The sequence below is a fragment of the Burkholderia plantarii genome (assembly GCF_001411805.1).
Classification (GTDB): domain Bacteria; phylum Pseudomonadota; class Gammaproteobacteria; order Burkholderiales; family Burkholderiaceae; genus Burkholderia; species Burkholderia plantarii.
In genome coordinates this window covers 3,639,132-3,658,402 of the sequence record NZ_CP007213.1, presented here as the reverse complement: position 1 = coordinate 3,658,402, position 19,271 = coordinate 3,639,132, and the positions used below count along the sequence as shown (strand labels likewise).

The window sequence follows — 19,271 nt, the reverse complement described above, 5'->3', positions numbered from 1 at the left end:
AGCAGCAGTTCGCCGCCGACACGCCGCGTTACCGTCATGCCACCGACAGACGGATACCGGAGACACCTGCATGAAGACCTATCGCATCGCCACCATTCCCGGCGACGGCATCGGCAAGGAAGTGATTCCCGCCGGCCGCCGCGTGCTGGAGGCGCTGGCCGGCGCGGACGCCGGCTTCGCGTTCGAGTTCGAGGATTTCGACTGGGGCGCCGACTACTACCGCCGCCACGGCGTGATGATGCCGGCCGACGGGCTCGACGCGCTGCGCGGCAAGGACGCGATCCTGTTCGGCTCGGCCGGCGACCCGGACGTGCCCGACCACGTCACGCTGTGGGGCCTGCGCCTGAAGATCTGCCAGGGCTTCGACCAGTACGCGAACGTGCGGCCGACGCGGATCCTGCCCGGCATCGACGCGCCGCTCAAGCGCTGCGGCCCCGGCGATCTCGACTGGGTGATCGTGCGCGAGAACTCGGAAGGCGAATACGCGGGCGTGGGCGGCCGTGTCCATCAGGGCCACCCGATCGAGGCGGCCACCGACGTGTCGATGATGACGCGCGCCGGCGTGGAGCGGATCATGCGCTTCGCGTTCCGGCTCGCGCAGTCGCGCCCGCGCAAGCTGCTGACGGTGATCACCAAGAGCAACGCGCAGCGCCACGCGATGGTGATGTGGGACGAGATCGCGGTGCAGATCGCCAGGGAATTCCCGGACGTGACCTGGGACAAGGAGCTGGTCGACGCCTCGACGGCGCGCATGATCAACCGCCCGGCCTCGCTCGACACGATCGTCGCCACCAACCTGCACGCCGACATCCTCAGCGACCTGGCCGCTGCGCTGGCCGGCAGTCTCGGCATCGCGCCGACCGGCAACATCGATCCCGAGCGCCGCTATCCGTCGATGTTCGAACCGATCCACGGCTCGGCGTTCGACATCATGGGCAAGGGCATCGCCAATCCGGTCGGCACGTTCTGGTCGGTGGTGATGCTGCTCGAGCACCTCGGCGAGCACGAGGCCGCCGCGCGCGTGATGCGCGCCGTGGAGGCGGCGACCGCCGACCCGGCGCTGCATACGGGCGACCTCGGCGGGCAGGCGACCACCGAGCAGGTCACGCAGGCGGTCTGCGCGCATGTCGCGCAGCGCGCGGCCGTGGCGGCCTGAGCCGGGCGGGACGGCCGGGCCGGGCGGTTCGCGGCGCGGCCGCCGGGCCGCCGCCGGCTCGCCGCGAACGCCGGCTTGCCACCGCGCGCGGCGAGGCCGGCCAGGCCGGTAACCCGCCATCGACAGCACCGGATCCAGCCGCGGGCAGTTCGCAGTTCCCAGTCGCGCCGTCCAGTGGTCGCGGCCGCCGCCGGCGGCGCGAACGCACGGGCGGCGCACCGTCGATCAGGGCCGTCAAGAGCCCGTCGATCACGCATCCGGCCGGCGGCGCCGACGCCGCGCGGCCGCAGGAGACACGCATGACCACCGATATCGAGAGCCGCGTCACCCGCAAGCTCATGTGGCGGATCATTCCGTTCGTGATGCTGCTCTACTTCGTCAGCTTCCTCGACCGCGTCAACGTCGGCTTCGCCGCGCTGACCATGAACGCCTCGCTCGGCCTCACGCCCACCGCGTTCGGGCTCGGCGGCGGCCTGTTCTTCATCGGCTACTTCCTGTTCGAGGTGCCGTCGAACCTGATCCTCAGCAAGGTCGGCGCGCGCATCTGGATCGCGCGCGTGATGATCTCGTGGGGCATCGTCTCGGCGGCCTCGGCGCTGGTGACCGGGCCGGCCAGTTTCTACAGCGTGCGCTTCCTGCTCGGCGTGGCCGAGGCCGGCTTCTTCCCCGGCATCATCTACTACCTCGCGCAGTGGTTCCCCACCCGCCAGCGCGCCGTGGCGGCGGCGTGGTTCATGGCCGCCGCGCCGATCTCGACCGCGCTCGGCTCGCCGCTGTCGGGCGCGATCATGCAGCTGCCGCCGATCTTCGGGCTGGCCGACTGGCAGCTGCTGTACGTGATCGAGGCGGTGCCGGCCGTGCTGCTGGGCTTCGTCGTGCTGCGCGCGCTGACCGACACGCCGGCCCAGGCGCACTGGCTCGCCGACGACGAGCGCGCCTGGCTGATCGCGAAGCTGAAGTCCGAAACGGACGCGCGCCACGCGCGCGCCGGCCACACGATCGGACCGATCGCGGCGCTGCGCGATGCGCGCGTGCTGGCGCTGGCGCTGATCTATTTCGGCACCTCGGCGGGGCTCTACACGCTCGGGCTTTGGGCGCCGCTGATCATCCGCCAGTACGGCTTCGGCTCGCTGCAGACGGGCCTGCTGAACGCGATCCCGAGCGTGCTCGCGGTGGTGGCGATGATTCTCTGGGCGCGCCACTCCGATCGCACCGGCGAGCGCACCTGGCACGTAGTGATCCCGTGCGCGCTGGCCTGCGTCGGCTTCGTGTTCGCGGGCGGCTCGACGACCATCGTGGGCGTGATCGCGGCGCTGGTGATCGTCAACGTCGGCATCAGCGCCGCCAAGGCGCCGCTCTGGGCGATGCCGAGCCTGTTCCTGTCGGGCTCCGGCGCGGCGGCCGGGATCGCGATGATCAACTCGATCGGCAACCTCGGCGGCTTCGTCGGACCGTTCGCGATCGGCTGGCTCAAGGGCGTGACGGGCGGCTACGCGGCCGGGCTGTACGTGGTGGGGGCGAGCCTCGCGCTGTCGGCCGTGCTGACGCTGGTGCTGAGCCGGCAGGCCGCGCCCGGCGCGCGCGCGGCGGCGCTGACGGCGGGACGCGGCGAACGTTGAGGGAACACGGAAGGAATCCCGAAGGAGCGCGGCGCGCCGCGCCAAAAAAGCACGAGGGCGCCCCGGACCATGAGTCCGGGGCGCCCTCGTCGTGTCCCGCGCAGGCAGTGAAACCGGTCAACCCCGGCAAGGCAGGCGACGCGCGCCCGCCCCGCCCGTGGCTCAGACCGCGTTGGCGGTCTTCGCCGGCTTCTGCAGCTTGCCCTTGCCGGCCACCTTGATCTCTTCGAGCTTGATCTCGACGTGGCGCGAGAACACGTACTCGGCCGGACGCTGCTTGTCGATCGGGATGTCCGGAGCGAACGCGCCTTCCGTGTTGATGCCCTTGCGGCTCACGCGCAGCGCCTTGAGCGGGTTCGAGATGGTGTCCATCACGGCGGTGGCCTCGAAGCCGCAGTGGACCATGCAGTCCGCGCACTTCTCGTAGTTGCCCACGCCGTAGTTGTCCCACTCGGTGGTTTCCATCAGCTCCTTGAAGGTCTTCACGTAACCTTCGCCGACCAGATAGCACGGCTTCTGCCAGCCGAACACCGTGCGCGCCGGGTTGCCCCACGGCGTGCATTTGTAGCTCTGGTTGCCGGCCAGGAAGTCGAGGAACAGCGACGACTGGCTGAACGACCAGCGCTTGCCGCCTTCGCCGCGCTTGAGGATCTCGCGGAACAGGTTCTTGGTCTTGTCGCGGTTCAGGAAGTGCTGCTGGTCCGGCGCGCGCTCGTAGGCATAGCCCGGCGACACCGTGATGCCGTCCACGCCGATCGGCTTGAGCGTGTCGAAGAACTTCGCCACGCGCTCGGGGATCGCGTCGTTGAACAGCGTGCAGTTGATGTTGACGCGGAAACCGCGGCGCTTCGCTTCCTTGATGGCCGCCACCGCCTTCTCGTAGACGCCGTCCTGCGAGACCGAGTGGTCGTGCATCTGCTGGTCGCCGTCGAGGTGGACCGACCAGACGAAGTACGGGCTCGGCTGGTAGTCGTCCATCTTCTTTTCCATCAGCAGCGCGTTCGTGCAGAGATACACGAACTTCTTGCGCTTCATGATGCCCTTGACGATTTCCGGCATGTCACGGTGCAGCAGCGGCTCGCCGCCGGCGATCGACACCACCGGCGCGCCGCACTCGTCGACGGCCTGCAGGCATTCCTCGATCGACAGGCGCTGGTTCAGGATCGGGTCCGGATAATCGATCTTCCCGCAGCCATTGCAGGCGAGGTTGCAACGGAACAGCGGCTCGAGCATCAGCGCGAGCGGGTAGCGTTTGTTGCCGGACAGGTGGTTGCGCACGATGTATGCGCCCACACGGACTTGCTGGAGCAGCGGAATAGACAAGAGATGTCCTCCTTAAACTTCGCGGGCGACAGCTTGCATGAGCTTCGCCGGCAGCTTGAATTCGACTTTTTCCTCGCGGCCCGCCATCGTGACGACCTCCACGGGGCCCAGGGCGCGCAGCGCGCCGATCACGTCCTCGACCATCTCCTCGGGCGCCGAGGCGCCCGCGGTGAGGCCGACCGTGTGTGCGCCGGCGAACCATTCGGCGCGGATCTCGGAGCCGTCGGCGACGAGGTAGCTCGGCACACCGCTTTCGGTGCCGATCTCGCGCAGGCGGTTCGAGTTGGAGCTGTTCGTCGCGCCGACCACGACCAGCACGTCCACCTGGCTGCTGAGCTCGCGCACGGCGGCCTGGCGGTTCTGGGTGGCGTAGCAGATGTCGCGCGTGTCGGGGCCGACGATGTCGGTGAAGCGGCGCGTCAGCGCCTCGATGATGCCGCGCGTGTCGTCCACCGACAGCGTGGTCTGCGTCACGTAGGCGACCGGCGTATCCACCGGCAGTTCCAGCGTCGCGACCTCGGCCTCGCTCTGCACCAGGATCACTTCGCCCGGGATCTGCCCGACCGTGCCTTCCACCTCCGGATGGCCGGCGTGGCCGATCAGGATCAGGCGGCGCCCGGCCGACACGTACTGCCGGCCCTGCACGTGGACCTTCGTGACGAGCGGGCAGGTGGCGTCGAGCACGTCGAGGCCGCGGGCCTCGGCGTCCTTTTCGACGGCCTGGGCCACGCCGTGCGCGCTGAAGATCGCCACGGCGCCGTGCGGCACCTCGTGCAGTTCCTCGACGAATTTCGCCCCCTTGTTCCGCAGATTGTCCACCACGTGGCGGTTGTGGACGATCTCGTGCCGGACGTAGACGGGCGCGCCATGCTGCTGCAGCGCCCGATCGACGATCTCGATGGCACGGACCACGCCCGCACAGAAGCCCCGGGGTTGGGCAAGAATGACTCGCATAAAGGGCGAACTCCGACGACAGCGCGGGGTTCGAGAGAGCCGGTCAGCCGGCTCGATCGCCCCAACTTGATGTTTATCAATGCCGGTTCAGAATTTACCGGCATCCAAAATTAATCGCGCATTTTAACGCTATCGGCTCCTTCGTGCTTTCCCCAGTACCAATCTGTTGCTGTGTGCGCAGTACCGGGGCGCCGCGACCGCTGCCGCGGAACCCGGCTACACTACGCGGTTTTGAACGCGTCCGGCGGCCGATGGGGCTCGCGCCGGCTCACAGGCGGACTGGATGGAAGTCGAACTGATTGGTGTGTCCCCGAATTTTGCGGCCGAACGGGCGGCCAACCGGCCGGCCGGCGCGGCCATGGAGGGTCGCGCATGACGCTCGCGATCGTGTTCGTCCTGTCGTGTGTGTCCCTGATTATCTGGTGCGTGCTGCTGTTCGCGCGCGGTGGCTTCTGGCGTGCGCGCCCGGCCGCTCCGCTGCCGGCCGAGGCGCGCGGCGCGGCCGCCGCCGACGGCTGGCCGGCGGTGGCGGTGGTGGTGCCGGCGCGCAACGAGGTGGACGTGATCGGCGAGGCCGTCACCTCGCTGGTGCGGCAGGATTACCCCGGCGCGCTGCACGTGATCGTGGTGGACGACCACAGCACCGACGGCACGGCCGATGCCGCGCGCGCGGCGGCGCTGGCCGCCCGGCACGCCGACCGGCTCACCGTGCTGAGCGCGCAGCCGCTGCCGTCCGGCTGGTCGGGCAAGGTCTGGGCGCAGTCGCAGGGCATCGCCGCGGTGCGCACGCATGGGCTGCCGGCCGACTACCTGCTGCTGACCGACGCGGACATCGGCCATCCGGCCGACGCGGTGACCCAGCTCGTCACGCGCGCCCAGGCGGAAGGCCGCGATCTGGTATCGCTGATGGTGCGGCTGCGCTGCGACTCGTTCTGGGAAAAGGCGCTGATCCCGGCCTTCGTGTTCTTCTTCGCGAAGCTCTACCCGTTCTCGTGGATCAACAACACGCGCAGCAAGACCGCCGGCGCGGCCGGCGGCTGCATGCTGGTGCGGCGCGCGGCGCTGGAAGAGGCAGGCGGGATCGAGTCGATTCGCGGCGCGCTGATCGACGATTGCAGCCTGGCCGCCAAGATCAAGTTCCGCGGCGGCCAGCATCATCCGATCCGGCTTGACCTTGCCGATCGCAGCGTGTCGCTGCGCCCGTATGACAGCTGGCGCGACATCTGGAACATGATCGCGCGCACCGCGTTCACGCAGCTGCGTTATTCGCCGCTGCTGCTGGCGGGCACGCTGGTCGGCATGTCGATCATCTACCTGCTGCCGCCGGTGGCCGCGCTGGCCTGCGGCGCGCGCGCGTGGCCGGCCTGGCTCGCATGGGCGGCGATGAGCGCGTCCTACGCGCCGATGCTGGCCTACTACCGGCGCTCGCTGCTGTGGGCGCCCGCGCTGCCGCTCGTCGCGCTGTTCTATAACGGCGCGACGTTCGCGTCCGCGTGGCGCTACTGGCGCGGCAAGGGCGGCCAGTGGAAGGCGCGCGTGCAGGCGCCGGTGGAGCGCTGAGCGCCGGCGGACGTCCGTCGCCTGGTCTGGCGGCATGAAAAAACGGCACACGGTTGCGCACCGTGTGCCGTTTTCGCTTGGGGCGCCGTCGCTCCCGTTCGGGCCGCGCCCGGCTTCCGGGGCGGTGCGCGTTATTGCGTGAGCAGCATGTACATCTGGATCACGGTGTCGGGCGAGAACGTGAACGGCACCCAGCCGTAACCGGTATGACGCGCGACCAGCAGGCGGTCGCCGTTCGACTGCTTCTGCACCGCCATCATCGGATTGCGCGTCGAGACGAAGCGCCAGCCGGACGGCAGGCCGTGCGGCTGCTCGAGCGTCATTGAGGCGCGCGCGTGCGCGAGTTCCTCGATCAGCTGGCTCAGCTGCTGCGGCGACAGCGGGATCTCGCGTTCGCCGATCGCCAGCACCAGCGCGTCCTGCGCGGGACGGGAGACGATCAGGCGGGGCGCGGTGTTCGCTTCGGGCTGCGTGTCGGGCTTGACTTCGGCGTTCGTGACGGAGTTCGCCTTGGCGGCGGACTGTTCGAGCGCCGCTTCCCTCTCGATGGCCTCGCGCAGCGCTTCCTCGGCGGCGGCCTTGTCGGAGGCGGCCTGGGCGGCGAGCAGCTCGGCCGCGGCCTTGTCGGCGGCGGCAAGCGATGCCGCCGTCTTGGCTGCCGTGCGCTCGGCTTCGAACTGCCCGGCCGCGTCGGCCAGCGCGGCGCGGTCGGCGCGGATTTGCGCGGCCAGCGAATCGGCCGCCTCGCGGTCGCGAGCGGCGCGCTCGGCGGCTTCGATGGCGGCCTCGCGCGCGGCGTTTGCCTCGCGGCGCGCGGCTTCGGCCGCGTCGAGGTCGGCCGCGGCGTGCCGGGCGGCGGTTTCGGCCGTCGCGCGTTCGGCGGCGACCTGCTGCGCGGTGGCGTCGTGTTCGGCGCCGCGTTGGGCGGCGTGGGCTTCGCGCTCGGCCGCGGCTTGCTTGACGATGGCCTCGGCGGCCTCGCGGTCGGCAGCGGCTTGCTTGATGACGGCTTCCGCCGCTTCGCGCTCGGCGGCCGCCTGCCTGACGATCGCGTCGGCAGCCTCGCGGTCGGCGGCAGCTTGCTTCGACGCAGCTTCGGCGGCTTCCCGGTCGGCGACGGCTTGCTTGATGGCGGCTTCCGCCGCTTCGCGATCGGCGACGGCTTGCTTGACGATGGCCTCGGCGGCTTCCCGGTCGGCGGCGGCTTGCTTGATGGCGGCTTGCGCCGCTTCGAGATCGGCAGCAGCTTGCTTCGCCGCGGCTTGCGCCGCCTCGCGATCCGCTGCCGCCTGCGCGGTCGCGGCTTGCACTGCCGCGCGCTCGGCCGTGGCGCTGGCCGCGAGCGCTTCAGCGGCGGTCTTGTCGGTCACGGCCTGGGCGGCGGCCGATTCGGCCGCGGCCTGCACCGCGCGCATCTGTTCGTGAAGGGCTTCGGTGGCCGCGCGTTCGGCGGCAATCTGTTCGGCGGCCGCGCGTGCGGCGTTCGCCTCGTCGGTGGCGGCCTTGGCGGCGGCCTGATCGGCGGCCGCGTTGTCGATCGCGGCCTTCGCGGCTCCCGCTACCGTGCGTGCGGTATGGATGAGCTGATCGATGCCCGTACCGAGCGCGTCGATCTGATCGTTCAGGTTCATGCGTGCTTTCTCTACGTAAGACCCGCGATTCTACCCGTTGCGCCGTGCGCGGTTCGGGCCTGACGTGTAACAAAGTGCTGGCCCGGCGCAGGAATCGGCGCCCATGCGCTGTCAGATCGTGCGAAACGTCGCCCTTCGGTACGACAACTGGATGACGCGCGAACGCGGCGGTATCGAAATTCGCGGCCCCCGCGTAGCGTCGTCGCCCGCAAGCCCGCAAGCCCGCAAGCCCGCAAGCCCGCAAGCCCGCAAGCCCGCAAGCCCGCAAGCCCGCAAACACCCGAAGCGGGCGCTCACATCGACCCGGCGTGTACGCGCGCGGGCATGGCTGGGCCGGCCACCCGCCGCCCGTTCAGCGCGTCAGATAACCCGCCTCGCGGAACCAGTCGAGCGCGTCGCGCAGGCCGTCGCGGTAAGGCCGCGCGCGGTAGCCGAGTTCGCGCTCGGCCTTCGCCGACGTGAAGTACATCTTGTTCTTCGACATCTTCAGCCCGTCGACGGTCACGAACGGCTCGCGCTTCGTGAATTTCGCCACCGCCTCGGCCGCGACCGCGAGCGGATAGAGCGGCCAGCGCGGCAGCGCGATGGTCGGCGGCTTGCGGCCCGTCATCGCCGCGATGTCGGCCAGCATCTGCTGCAGCGGCAGGTTCTCGCCGCCGAGGATGTAGCGCTCGCCGATGCGGCCTTTCTCGAGCGCGAGGAAATGGCCGTGCGCGACGTCGTCGACGTGGACCAGGTTCAGGCCCGTGTCGACGAACGCGGGAATCTTGCCGGTGGCGGCCTCGACGATGATCCGCCCGGTCGGCGTCGGCTTCACGTCGCGCGGGCCGATCGGCGTGGACGGGTTGACGATCACGGCGGGCAGGCCGTCCTCGGCGATCATGCGCTCGACGGCACGCTCGGCCAGCACCTTGCTGCGCTTGTAGACGCCGATCGCCTGCCCGGCGGCGAGCGGCGAGGTTTCGTCGGTCGAGTCGCCGGAGCTGGTCACCTTCAGCGTGGCGACGCTGCTGGTATAGACGATGCGCTCGACGCCCTCGGCGAGCGCCGCGCGCATCGTGGCGACGGCGCCTTCCAGGTTGGCGCGCTCGATTTCGCGTGGATCGGGTGCCCAGAGCCGGTAGTCGGCGGCCACGTGCAGCAGGTAGCGCACCCCGCGCAGCGCCTGGCGCATCGACGCCTCGTCGCGCATGTCGCCGGTGACGACTTCCGCGTCGAGGCCGGCGACGTTGGTGCGCGGGCTCGTGGCGCGCACCAACACGCGCACCGCATGGCCCCGCGCCTGCGCGATGCGTGCCACGGCGGAGCCGACGAAGCCGGACGCGCCGGTGACAAGTACGAGATCGCGTTGTGTGTCTGTCATGCCATTCCTCGGAGCCGCGTGCGCAGCTCGGGCGCGCGGCGGTTGTGCGTGATGCGCGATTGTACGTGCAGCCGGCGTCGCTCGCGCCTCCCGCGCGCGTTGCGCCGCGCGGCGCGGGGCAGGCGGGCCGACTACAATGCGGGGCTCTGAGGCAACCGGATGGGGACGGACATGAGCGGCAAGGATCTCGACGAGCGGATCGAAACGATCTACGTGCGCGTGCGCGGCGTCGTGCAGGGTGTGGGCTTCCGGCACGCGACCGTGCGCGAGGCGCATGCGCTGAAGCTGCGCGGCTGGGTGGCCAATCTCGAGGACGGTTCCGTCGAGGCGATGATCCAGGGCCCGGGGCCGCAGATCGACCGCATGCTGGCCTGGCTGCGGCATGGGCCGCCGGCGGCGCGCGTGAGCGAAGTCGAATTCGAGGAGCGGCAGACCAACAAGCGCTTCGAGCGCTTCCAGCAACATTGAGGCGACGCGGGAGATGATTCACGATCACCCGGATGCGCAGCGCGGCGTCACGCTGTCGGTTGCCGCGTCCATGCTGTTCGCGCTGCTGTCGGTCTACGTGAAGCTGCTCGCGCCGCTCACCGGCCTCGACATCTTCGCGTGGCGCATCGTCTGGACGTTGCCGGGCGCGCTGCTGCTGGTGGCGATGCGCGGCCGCTTCGGCGAGCTGGTCGGCTTCGTGCGGCGCGTGTGCGGCACGCGCCGCCTCGCGCTCGCGGTCGGCGCCGGCACGGCCATGCTCGGCGTGCAGCTGTGGCTGTTCCTGTGGGCACCGCTGCACGGCCGCATGCTCGAGGTGTCGCTCGGCTATTTCCTGCTGCCGCTGACGATGGTGCTGGTCGGCCGCTTCATCTATCGCGAGTCGCTGTCGCTGCTGCAGTGGTGCGCGATCGCCTGCGCGGCGGCCGGCGTGGCGCACGAGGTGTGGGTCACGCGCGCGTTCGCGTGGCCGACGCTGGTGGTCGCGCTCGGTTATCCGCCGTACTTCATGCTGCGCCGTCGCATCGACGTCGAACCGCTCACGCTGTTCGCGGTCGAGATGGTCGCGCTGCTGCCGGTGGCGCTCGTCACGCTCGCCGCGATCGGCACGCCGGTGGCCGGCCACCCGGTGCTCTGGGCACTGTGGCTGCCGGGGCTCGGCGTGCTCAGCACGCTCGCGCTCGGCTGCTACCTGAAGGCGAGCCGGATGCTGCCAATGGCGCTGTTCGGCATCCTCGGCTACGTCGAGCCGGTGCTGATCGTGGCGGCCGCCGTGCTGCTGCTCGGCGAATCGCTGAGCATGCAGCAGCTCGGCACCTACGGCCCGATCTGGATCGCCGTCGCGCTGACGGCATGGCACAGCTACCTGCTGATGCGCCGCGTGCGCGCCTGAATATCGCCGCCTCCGCCGCGTCCCGCAATGTGGGCACGGCGCATTCCGGACGCTCTGAAATGAATCCCGCAAGTTCCATGCACGCCGCGCGAATCATTTCGGCATCCGATCCATCATGACGATGCGTGGTCGCTCCGCCGACATCGCGCTGACCATTGCCTGACAAGGCCGTCAGTCATCGATCGGAAGAATTGGTTGCACTTTGTTACTTAGGGTATGTCCTTAGCGGCGATTAGACTTTCCGGACCGTCGAACTTCCGTATGCGGCTTCCAGATGAACGGTCCAGTCCTCGCTTCAGCGCTTCGGCGCGCGCGATACAGGCATACGTGTATCGCCGCGCGGCTCGCGTTTCCGGTATCCCCCGTCGCTTCCCCACGCGCCTGCCTTTCGCTCGTCGCGCCGTTCGCGCGTGGCGCCCGGCGTGAAGCGCGACACCCGTCGCGGCGCCATCACGGAGCGTCATCATGGCGGTAACGAACGCGCGCGCATCGGCGCCGCCGCGTTCCGGCCGTCTGATCGAAATCGACTTCTTTCGCGGGATCGTGCTGCTGATGATCGTGGTCGATCACATCGGCGGCAGCATCGTCTCGAAGATCACGCTGCATGCGTTCGCGCTTTGCGACGCGGCCGAGGTGTTCGTGTTCCTCGGCGGCTTCGCGGCGGCGAGCGCGTTCGTCGCGATGTCCGAGCGGCATGGCGCCGACGCCGCGCGGCGCCGCTTCATGCGCCGCGCGGTGCAGATCTATCGCGCGTTCCTCGCCACCACCACGCTGATGCTGGTGGTCTCGGCCGTGCTCGATCACTACGGCATCGATTCGCCGAACATGGCGCTCGACGACGTCAGCGTGATGCTGGCCACGCCGCTCACGGGCCTGGTCGAGGTGCTGACGTTCCAGCGCCAGCCCTATCTCGCCTCGGTGCTGCCGATGTACGTGCTGTTCGCGCTCGCGACGCCGGCCATCGTGCCGCTCGCGCGCCGGCATCCGGCGTGGCTGTTCGCGGCGGGCATCGCGTCCTGGCTCGCCTCGGGCTGGCTCGGCGCGCAGCTGCTCGACACGCCCTCGTTCAAGTGGAGCTTCAATCCGTTCGCGTGGCAGCTGATGTTCGTGCTCGGCGCGCTGGCGCGCTGCCAGCCGATCTATCGCAGCGTCGCGTCGCGCCCGCACGGCGCCGTGCTGACCGGCATCGCGCTCGGCATCGTGGCGATCTGCGCTTACTACAAGCTGTTCTCGGGGCTGCCGCTGCCCGAGGGCGTGCTCAAGCGCGACCTCGCATGGCCGCGCATCGTCAGCTTCGTCGCGATCGCCTGGCTGATGGCGGACCTGATGCGCTACGGCTGGGTCGGCCGGATCGCGCGCGCGGTGCAGCCGGTGGTGGCTGTCGGGCAGCGCGGGCTGGTCTGCTACGTGGTGGGCACGGCGATCTCGCTGACGCTCGATTCGCTGCTGCATCGCGCCTCGATGAGCCCGCACTTCTCGCCGATCGAGATCGGGCTCGCGGCCGACGCGATCGCGGTCGGCGGCCTGCTGATGCTGGCCAGTTCGGGCGGCTGGTGGGCGAGGCTGCGGCGCGCGCCGGCCTAGCGGCGCGGCGGCATGCCGGAGAATGAACGGCGCGCGCGAGGCGCGCCGTTTGCTTTGCGGCGCGCGCAGCCGTTACCGAACTTCGCAACGGCCGCGCAAGTCGCGCAGCCCGCCCCCGTGCGCGGGGGCTACGAAGGTGAGCGGATACGGGAGCCGGTGGCGGGCGTGTCGTCGTGTTCGTCGCGGCTGTCGTCGGCCGCATCCGGCTCGTCGGCGGCGCGCGCGAGTTCGGCATCGGCCTCGGCCGCCTGGCGTGCCGCGCGCAGCGCGGTGCAATGCTGCGCACGGCGGATGTCGGCCAGCTGGCGCACCAGCCGCATCGTCCTCTTGTTCATCTCGCTCTCCGGCATGACCCGACCTCGGGTTGCCTTCAGTGTAGGACGCGCGGGCGCGCTTCGCCGGCCGAATGTGGCGCGCGAGCCGCGCGCCGAGGGATTTCACTGAGCCGCGGCGCTGGCCTGCAGGCCGTTGGCGTCGCCGCGCACGGCGTTCACGCTCTCGTGGTGCGCGCGCGAGAGCCGGCTCATCAGCGGCAGCAGCAGGCAGGACACGATGGTGCCGGCCACGGCCACCCAGCCGAGCATCGTGAACAGATGGACGTAAAGCGGCAGCGAGGCGGTGGCGGGCAGGTCGTGCGACGGCATCTGCGCGAGGTTCGCCACCACGCTGCCCAGATATTGCGAAATCCCGGTCGCGACGAAGTAGGCGCCCATCATGAAGCCGCTCATGCGCGCCGGCACGTAGCGCGCGATCATCGCGAGGCCGAGGCCGCTCACCAGCAGTTCGCCGAGCGAGTAGAGGCCGTAGCCGCCCACCATGAACCACGACGAGACGCGCCCGTCCACCGCGAAGCGCCCGCTCACGGCGAACACGAAGAAGCCGGCCGCCACCACGGCGAAGCCGAGCGCGTACTTGACCGCCACCGGCACGTTGATGCCGCGGTTCGCGAGGCCGTTGTAGACCAGCACCAGCAGCGGGCTCAGCAGCATGATCCAGATCGGGTTGAGCGCCTGGAACTGGCCCGCGCTCCAGGTGAACAGCGTGGTGCCGAACAGCGTGAAGCCCGGATCGACGTTGCGGAACGCGAACAGCGTGAGCGAGGTCGACATCTGCTGGTAGAAGATGAAGAACAGGATCACCTGCGCGATCAGCACCAGCGCCGCGATCAGCCCGGAGCGCTCGGCGCGGTCCACCTTCGCGATCATGTAGACGAAGATCGCGAGCGCGATCACGCCGGCCGTCCAGACCGCCGCCACCGCGAGCGCCTTGTGGCCGAGCAGGAACATGGTGGCGACGCCGAGCGCGATGCCGCCCGCCAGCACGCCCGCGGCGCGGCCCCAGCGCACCGGCGCATTGTCGGGGCGCGAGCCGACCCGGGCGAGCGTGCGGTGCATCAACAGGTAGTTGAGGATGCCGAGCGCCATGCCCGCGCAGCAGACCGCGAACGCCGGGTGCCAGCCCCAGCGGTCCTTGATCCACGGCGTGACCAGCATCGACACGGTCGAGCCGACGTTGACCGCCATGTAGTAGATCGTGAACGCGCTGTCGAGGCGCGCGTCGTCGCCTTCGTAGATGCGGCGCACGAGGTTCGCGGCGTTGGCCTTGAACAGGCCGTTGCCCACCACCATCACGCCGAGCGAGGCGTAGAGGAACTGCAGGTTGTCGTTCGGCAGCGCTAGCATCAGATAGCCCGCGGCCAGCACCACCGCGCCGACGATCATGGTGCGCCGCGTGCCGAGCACGTGGTCGCCGATCCAGCCGCCGATCGCCGGCGATGCGTAGATCAGCGCGACGAACGCGCCCCAGGTCAGGTTCGCGTAGCTGTCGTCGAAGCCGAGCTTCTCGACCATGAACAGCACCATCAGCGCGACCATGCCGTAGTAGCCGAAGCGCTCCCACATTTCGATCAGGGACACCGTCGCGAACGAGCGGGTCTGGGATACCGGAGTTGAGTCTGACATTGTTTTCCTCGATTGTTGGGTGAGGGGCCGCGGCGCGAGGGACGGAGGCGGCCGGTCTGGAATCGTGCGCCGTCGCGGATGGCGCGTCAGCGTGCGCAAAGGCGGGGAGCGGGAGGCGGGGCGGTGCTTGCGTGATGACGGCGGCGGCGGCGCGGCGCGCACGCGGCGCGGTCTGCGGAGTGGGCCGCGGCGGCGCGATCACGCGGCGCGCGCGGCAGGGGAACGGCAGCTTTCATGTCATACGACCAGCAAGGGCGACCGGATAGGGACGCGTGAACGAGGGGAGCAGGCAGCAGCCGGTGGGCCGCGCGCGCCGGGCATGACGACGGACCGGGCGCGAGTTCGTCGCGCGCCGCCGGGCCGCCGCGTGAATTGCGTCGCGACGCCCGTCCGTTGCTTCGGGTAATCCCGCAACCGGTGGCCGGAACCCGCTGCCATGGGGGGCGTTGTAACGCGCCACGAATCGAGCACAAATTTCCGTGTCGAGTCTGGCAAGATTACGTGTTGCCACAAGCGGTTCGCCGGTGCGCCGGAGCGCGGGCGGCGTTGCAGTTACCGGCCACGAAGACGAAGATTACGGCATATCAATCAAACTTCGTTACTTTCCATCAAACTTTTTTTGACGACAAGATCCCGGCCTGTTATGGTTGCTTCCACTGAAAATACGCAGCCCCGCAACGCGGCGGTTGAGCTGGGCGGCAAGATTCGTGCGCTGAGGCAGCGGCTCAAGCGAACGCTTGATGAAACCGCGAGTGCCGCGGGCATTTCCAAGCCGTTCCTGTCGCAAGTCGAACGCGGGCTGGCATCGCCGTCGATCACCTCGCTGGCCGGCATCGCCCACGCACTCGGCGTGAACGTGCAGTATTTCGTCGAGACGCCGAGCGAGGAGCGGTCGGTGTGCCGGGGCGAGCAGTTGCGATTCTTCAGTTTCGCCGATTCGGCGAATCTGTTCGCGCGGCTGACCAACGTGTCGGCCGGGCGGCAGCTCGAGGCGATCCTCGTGCGCATGCCGCCGGGACAGAAGCGTTCGGAAGTGACCACGCATGCGGGAGAGGAATTCGTGTACGTGATCGAAGGGGAAGTATCGCTGACGCTGGAAGGCAAGACGTTCGTCGTGCAGGCCGGTGACAGCGCGCATTATTTGTCGACCACGCCGCATAGCTGGGTCAACACCGCCAGGCGTGAATCGGTGGTGGTCTGGGTCGGCACGCCGCGCCTGTTCTAGAAAATCGGGCTGCCCGCGGTTGCATGCAACGGGTGGTTCATACGGAGACAATTCAGGATAACTAACATGAACGGTAGCGCCAACGGACCGCCTCCGATCCCCCAGCCATAACGACAACAACGCAGCCATCCCGTGAGCTGCGCCGCGCTTCCCCCTTCCGTTTTCATCCTGTCCCGCGCGTGTGCTCCGAGGCCACGCGGGGATCGCTCGCGCGCGGCCGTGGCCGCGTCGCGGCGGTGGGGCGCGTGACGCGCACGCCGCATGGCGCACGCCAATCAGAGAGAGAGAACGTGTCGATGATCCAGACCAGAAACCTGTCGCGCGCATCGCTTGCGCTGCGCTTCGCGTATAGCCTGCCGATGCTGGCCGGCATGGCCGCCGCGCCGGCCCTCGCCGACGAGCCGCCGGGCGCCCCCCACGCTCCCGCCGCTGCCTCGCAGCCGGCCGCCACCCCGAACGCCGTGATCGACGCGGAGGCGAATCAGGCGCCCTCGCCCACGCCGAACCAGGACCTGTCGAGCCAGGCGAAGTCGCGAGGCTTCATTCGCGACAGTCACTTCGAATTGATGTTCCGCAACTACGCGGACGCGCTCGACGCCAAGGGCGGCCCGCATCGCCACTCGTGGATCCAGGCGCTGATGGCCAACTTCGAATCGGGCTACACGACCGGGCTGATCGGCTTCGGCGTGGACGCGTCGGTGTACGCGGCGCTGAAGCTCGACGGCGGCGCGGGCGGCGGCAACATGGTGCATGTCGCCAACGGCGGCGGCTCGAACCAGCTCGCGTGGGCTTATCCCGGCCTCTACGACGTGAAGGCGCGGATCTCGAACACGGTGATCAAGTACGGCCTGCAGATCGTCGACAACCCGTTCATGGAACCGCACGACAACCGCTCGCTGCCGCCGACGTTCCTCGGCGCGACGATCGTCAGCAACGAGTTCCGCAACGTGATGCTCGAGGGCGGCAGCTTCACGAAGACCGACGCGCGCGGACGCACGACGCTGATCGGTCTGACCTCGCAATACGGCGGCACGCGCATCGACCGGCTGACCTACGTCGGCGGCACCTGGGACTACCTGCCGGGCGGCACGGTGGCGCTCTACGCGAACCAGGCCGAAAACGTCTGGAACCAGTATTACGCGTCGGTGCGGCAGAGCTTCGGCGCGCCCGCCGGCATCAAGTGGAGCGGCTTCGGCAACGTGTACTCGACGCACGACAGCGGCGACGCGCGGCAGGGCGGCATCGACAACAACGCCTACAGCCTGTCGCTCGCCGCCCAGCACGGGCCGCATGAACTGCTGCTCGGCTACCAGCAGGTGCTCGGCAACCAGTTCTTCGATTACCTCGCCGAAACGAACGGCATCTTCCTCGTCGATTCGATGGACGTCGACTACAACGCGCCGCACGAAAAATCGCTGCAGCTGCGCTACACGTTCTACGGCAAGGACGGCGGCCTGCCCGGCTTCAAGGCGATGGTCTGGGCGCTGACGGGGTGGGGCGCCGACGGCTCGGTGGGCGCGGCGCAGGACCCGACGCACGCGGGCATCTACTGGAAGGACGGCCTGCCGGTGCAGGGGCGCCACCACGAGTTCGGCTTCATCCCTTCGTACACGATCCAGAACGGGCGTTTCAAGGACACCAAGATCACCTTCATCGCGATGTGGCACGTGGGCTCGGCGCACTACTCGGACAGCACGAACCAGGAATACCGGCTGGTGGTCAATCTGCCGGTGACGGTGTTCTGAGTGAGGGCGGGAGCGATGCGCGGTGGTTCGCCAATGGCCGAACGCGGCGCGGTGCCGGACCGGCTGTGAAGATTGCGGCCGTGACGCCCGCAGCGGAATGCCCGGGCCGTCGCCTCCGGGCTCTGATGTTCAGGCCGTCTTCGGCGCCGGCGCGGCCGGGACCGGCTCGACCAGCACGACGCCGGTCAGCTGCCGGCCGGTATCGCGCCACGCGTCGAGGCCGCCGCGCAGCGCGAGCGCGTCGGTGAAGCCGGCGTCCGACAGCCGTCGCGCCATCAGCGCCGCCGACACCTCGTTCGGACAGGAGCAATAGATCACGAACTTCTGCGACAGCGGATAGCGGGCGGCCAGCTCGCGCACGTGCCGCTCGTCGGCGAACACCGCGCCGGGAATCGAGAACGGATCGAGCCGCCGATGCTCGACGGTCCGCACGTCGATCACGACGGGCAGCCGCGCCGCGTCGGCGTGCAGCAACTGGTCGAGTTCGTCGACGCCGATGCGCGCGTGCGCCAGCTGGCGCAGCAGCGCGCGGCGGCGCATCCAGCGCACGCTCGCGTAAAGCATGAGCAGCAGCACGATGGCGACCAGCGCGACGTGGCCGAGCTGACTCGCACCCGCGAACAGCCAGTCGATCTGCTCGGCGAACACGAGCCCGATCAGCAGCCCGACGGCGGCCCACAGCAGCGCGCCGAGCGCGTCGTAGCCGATGAAGGTGCGATAGCGCGTGCCGAGCGCGCCGGCCATCGGCACCGACACCAGCGACAGCCCCGGCACGAAGCGCGCGATCGCGAGCACGCGCACGCCCCAGCGACCGAAGAACTGCTCGGTTTTTTTCACGCAACTGTCGCGCGATAGCGACAGCCGGCAGATCGTTTTCAGCGTCTTGCCGCCGAAACGGCGCCCCGCCACGTACCAGGCCGAGTCGCCGATCAGCGCCGCCACCACCGACAGCAGCAGCACCGGCACCAGCTGCATGCCGATCATGTCGGGATGCAGGGTGGCCATCGCGCCGAACAGGACGAGCGTCGGCATTGCCGGCACGGGCAAGCCGAGCGCGGCGGCCAGCACGTTGGTGAACACGATCAACGGTCCGTAGCGGGCGATGAGGTCATGCAGCATGGTCGATGGGCGATACGCAAAAACGGCGGCGAAAACGGCGGGAGCGAATCAGATGGGCCGATTATCGACCATTTTCAAGTCAATGGAAGGTCGGCTGAACGGCAGGGGGGGAGCGGGAACGTGGGCGGTGAGCGATGCGGGAGGCGAACGCTCACCGTTGGGCGAGACAACTCAGGACGGCGTGCGTGCGAACGTGGCCGCGCCGTGCGATTCGCCGGGCAACTCGGCGCCGTGCGAGCGGATCGCGGCGATCAGTTCCGCCGGCGTGATCTCGTAACGCACCTCGCGATGGATGCCGGGCTTGCGCTCGTCGACCTCGATCAGCAGCACGCTTTTACCGTCATCGGTGGCTTCGAGCCGCAGCGAGCGTAGCTCGCGGCCGTCGGCCGTATCCAATTCGGTCAGCAGGGTCATCGCCCCGGAAGCACCGGTAGTGCGCATCGAACAAGTCCTCGTGTCGTGTCAATGGAAGATGTCGTGCTGCGAACTGCTCTGTTGCAGTGTAACGCGAACCGGCCAATCGCAACGAGAATTTCGAGTTCCGTGGCAGCGCGGGACGCCCGGCTGGTATGACATATCGGGCAATGGGGCGGCGCCGGCGGGGCGCCGCGCGGCCCGGAAAATCGAGGCGGATCGAGCACGCGCGGCCGCCG

The 19,271-nt window shown here is 69.3% G+C and carries 16 protein-coding genes; 8 read left to right on the top strand and 8 right to left on the bottom strand.

Features of this window, described 5'->3' with window-relative positions; all coding sequences use genetic code 11:
• The first annotated feature begins 70 nt into the window (after window positions 1-70).
• Together bpln_RS32235 and bpln_RS32230 are read left to right on the top strand one after the other, a co-directional pair.
• Window positions 71-1,156 carry a tartrate dehydrogenase gene (locus tag bpln_RS32235; protein ID WP_055141087.1) on the top strand — a complete coding sequence of 362 codons (1,086 nt, stop codon included), beginning with the start codon at window positions 71-73 and terminating at the stop codon, window positions 1,154-1,156.
• Between the two features lie 299 nt (window positions 1,157-1,455).
• On the top strand, window positions 1,456-2,775 hold the full coding sequence (locus bpln_RS32230) for an MFS transporter (protein WP_055141086.1): 1,320 nt from the start codon (window positions 1,456-1,458) through the stop codon (window positions 2,773-2,775).
• A 162-nt stretch (window positions 2,776-2,937) separates the two neighbouring features.
• On the opposite strand, the gene hpnH is transcribed toward bpln_RS32230, so the two are convergent.
• Both hpnH and ispH read right to left on the bottom strand, forming a co-directional pair.
• Complete coding sequence (gene hpnH, locus bpln_RS32225) at window positions 2,938-4,098, bottom strand: adenosyl-hopene transferase HpnH (protein WP_042629126.1); 1,161 nt, start codon at window positions 4,096-4,098, stop codon at window positions 2,938-2,940.
• A 12-nt stretch (window positions 4,099-4,110) separates the two neighbouring features.
• A complete protein-coding gene (ispH, locus tag bpln_RS32220; RefSeq protein WP_055141085.1) occupies window positions 4,111-5,052 on the bottom strand; it encodes a 4-hydroxy-3-methylbut-2-enyl diphosphate reductase in 942 nt (313 codons plus the stop codon).
• A 372-nt stretch (window positions 5,053-5,424) separates the two neighbouring features.
• Between ispH and bpln_RS32215 the strand changes: the two genes are divergently transcribed.
• The gene (locus bpln_RS32215; RefSeq protein WP_042629124.1) at window positions 5,425-6,612 is read left to right on the top strand and encodes a glycosyltransferase; all 1,188 of its coding nucleotides are present in this window, start codon (window positions 5,425-5,427) and stop codon (window positions 6,610-6,612) included.
• A gap of 131 nt (window positions 6,613-6,743) precedes the next feature.
• Here bpln_RS32215 and bpln_RS32210 read toward each other — a convergent pair whose 3' ends face one another.
• Together bpln_RS32210 and hpnA are read right to left on the bottom strand one after the other, a co-directional pair.
• Window positions 6,744-8,243: a hypothetical protein gene (locus tag bpln_RS32210; RefSeq protein ID WP_055141084.1), complete on the bottom strand. Its 1,500-nt coding sequence runs from the start codon at window positions 8,241-8,243 to the stop codon at window positions 6,744-6,746.
• A gap of 352 nt (window positions 8,244-8,595) precedes the next feature.
• Entirely contained in the window at window positions 8,596-9,606 is a 1,011-nt protein-coding gene (hpnA, locus tag bpln_RS32205; protein WP_042629122.1) for a hopanoid-associated sugar epimerase, read from the bottom strand.
• A gap of 171 nt (window positions 9,607-9,777) precedes the next feature.
• Here hpnA and bpln_RS32200 point away from each other — a divergent pair, with 171 nt between their 5' ends.
• The 3 genes from bpln_RS32200 (at window position 9,778) to bpln_RS32190 (ending at window position 12,568) form a co-directional block, all read left to right on the top strand.
• On the top strand, window positions 9,778-10,074 hold the full coding sequence (locus tag bpln_RS32200) for an acylphosphatase (RefSeq protein ID WP_042629121.1): 297 nt from the start codon (window positions 9,778-9,780) through the stop codon (window positions 10,072-10,074).
• 13 nt (window positions 10,075-10,087) lie between these two features.
• On the top strand, window positions 10,088-10,984 hold the full coding sequence (gene rarD / locus bpln_RS32195) for an EamA family transporter RarD (protein WP_055141083.1): 897 nt from the start codon (window positions 10,088-10,090) through the stop codon (window positions 10,982-10,984).
• Between the two features lie 465 nt (window positions 10,985-11,449).
• Window positions 11,450-12,568 carry an OpgC domain-containing protein gene (locus bpln_RS32190; protein WP_042629119.1) on the top strand — a complete coding sequence of 373 codons (1,119 nt, stop codon included), beginning with the start codon at window positions 11,450-11,452 and terminating at the stop codon, window positions 12,566-12,568.
• A 128-nt stretch (window positions 12,569-12,696) separates the two neighbouring features.
• Here the strand turns inward: bpln_RS32190 and bpln_RS32185 are convergent, their stop codons facing one another.
• Together bpln_RS32185 and bpln_RS32180 are read right to left on the bottom strand one after the other, a co-directional pair.
• Window positions 12,697-12,903, bottom strand: a complete 207-nt coding sequence (locus bpln_RS32185; protein ID WP_042629671.1) for a hypothetical protein — start codon at window positions 12,901-12,903, stop codon at window positions 12,697-12,699.
• A 102-nt stretch (window positions 12,904-13,005) separates the two neighbouring features.
• Window positions 13,006-14,529, bottom strand: a complete 1,524-nt coding sequence (locus bpln_RS32180; RefSeq protein ID WP_042629118.1) for a peptide MFS transporter — start codon at window positions 14,527-14,529, stop codon at window positions 13,006-13,008.
• Window positions 14,530-15,172: 643 nt separating this feature from the next.
• Here bpln_RS32180 and bpln_RS32175 point away from each other — a divergent pair.
• Complete coding sequence (locus bpln_RS32175; protein ID WP_042629117.1) at window positions 15,173-15,754, top strand: cupin domain-containing protein; 582 nt, start codon at window positions 15,173-15,175, stop codon at window positions 15,752-15,754.
• A 296-nt stretch (window positions 15,755-16,050) separates the two neighbouring features.
• On the top strand, window positions 16,051-17,499 hold the full coding sequence (locus bpln_RS32170) for an OprD family outer membrane porin (protein WP_055141082.1): 1,449 nt from the start codon (window positions 16,051-16,053) through the stop codon (window positions 17,497-17,499).
• Between the two features lie 129 nt (window positions 17,500-17,628).
• Here the strand turns inward: bpln_RS32170 and bpln_RS32165 are convergent, their stop codons facing one another.
• Together bpln_RS32165 and bpln_RS32160 are read right to left on the bottom strand one after the other, a co-directional pair.
• The gene (locus bpln_RS32165; RefSeq protein ID WP_042629115.1) at window positions 17,629-18,618 is read right to left on the bottom strand and encodes a DedA family protein/thiosulfate sulfurtransferase GlpE; all 990 of its coding nucleotides are present in this window, start codon (window positions 18,616-18,618) and stop codon (window positions 17,629-17,631) included.
• A 171-nt stretch (window positions 18,619-18,789) separates the two neighbouring features.
• The gene (locus bpln_RS32160; RefSeq protein ID WP_042629114.1) at window positions 18,790-19,059 is read right to left on the bottom strand and encodes a hypothetical protein; all 270 of its coding nucleotides are present in this window, start codon (window positions 19,057-19,059) and stop codon (window positions 18,790-18,792) included.
• Window positions 19,060-19,271 lie beyond the last annotated feature (212 nt).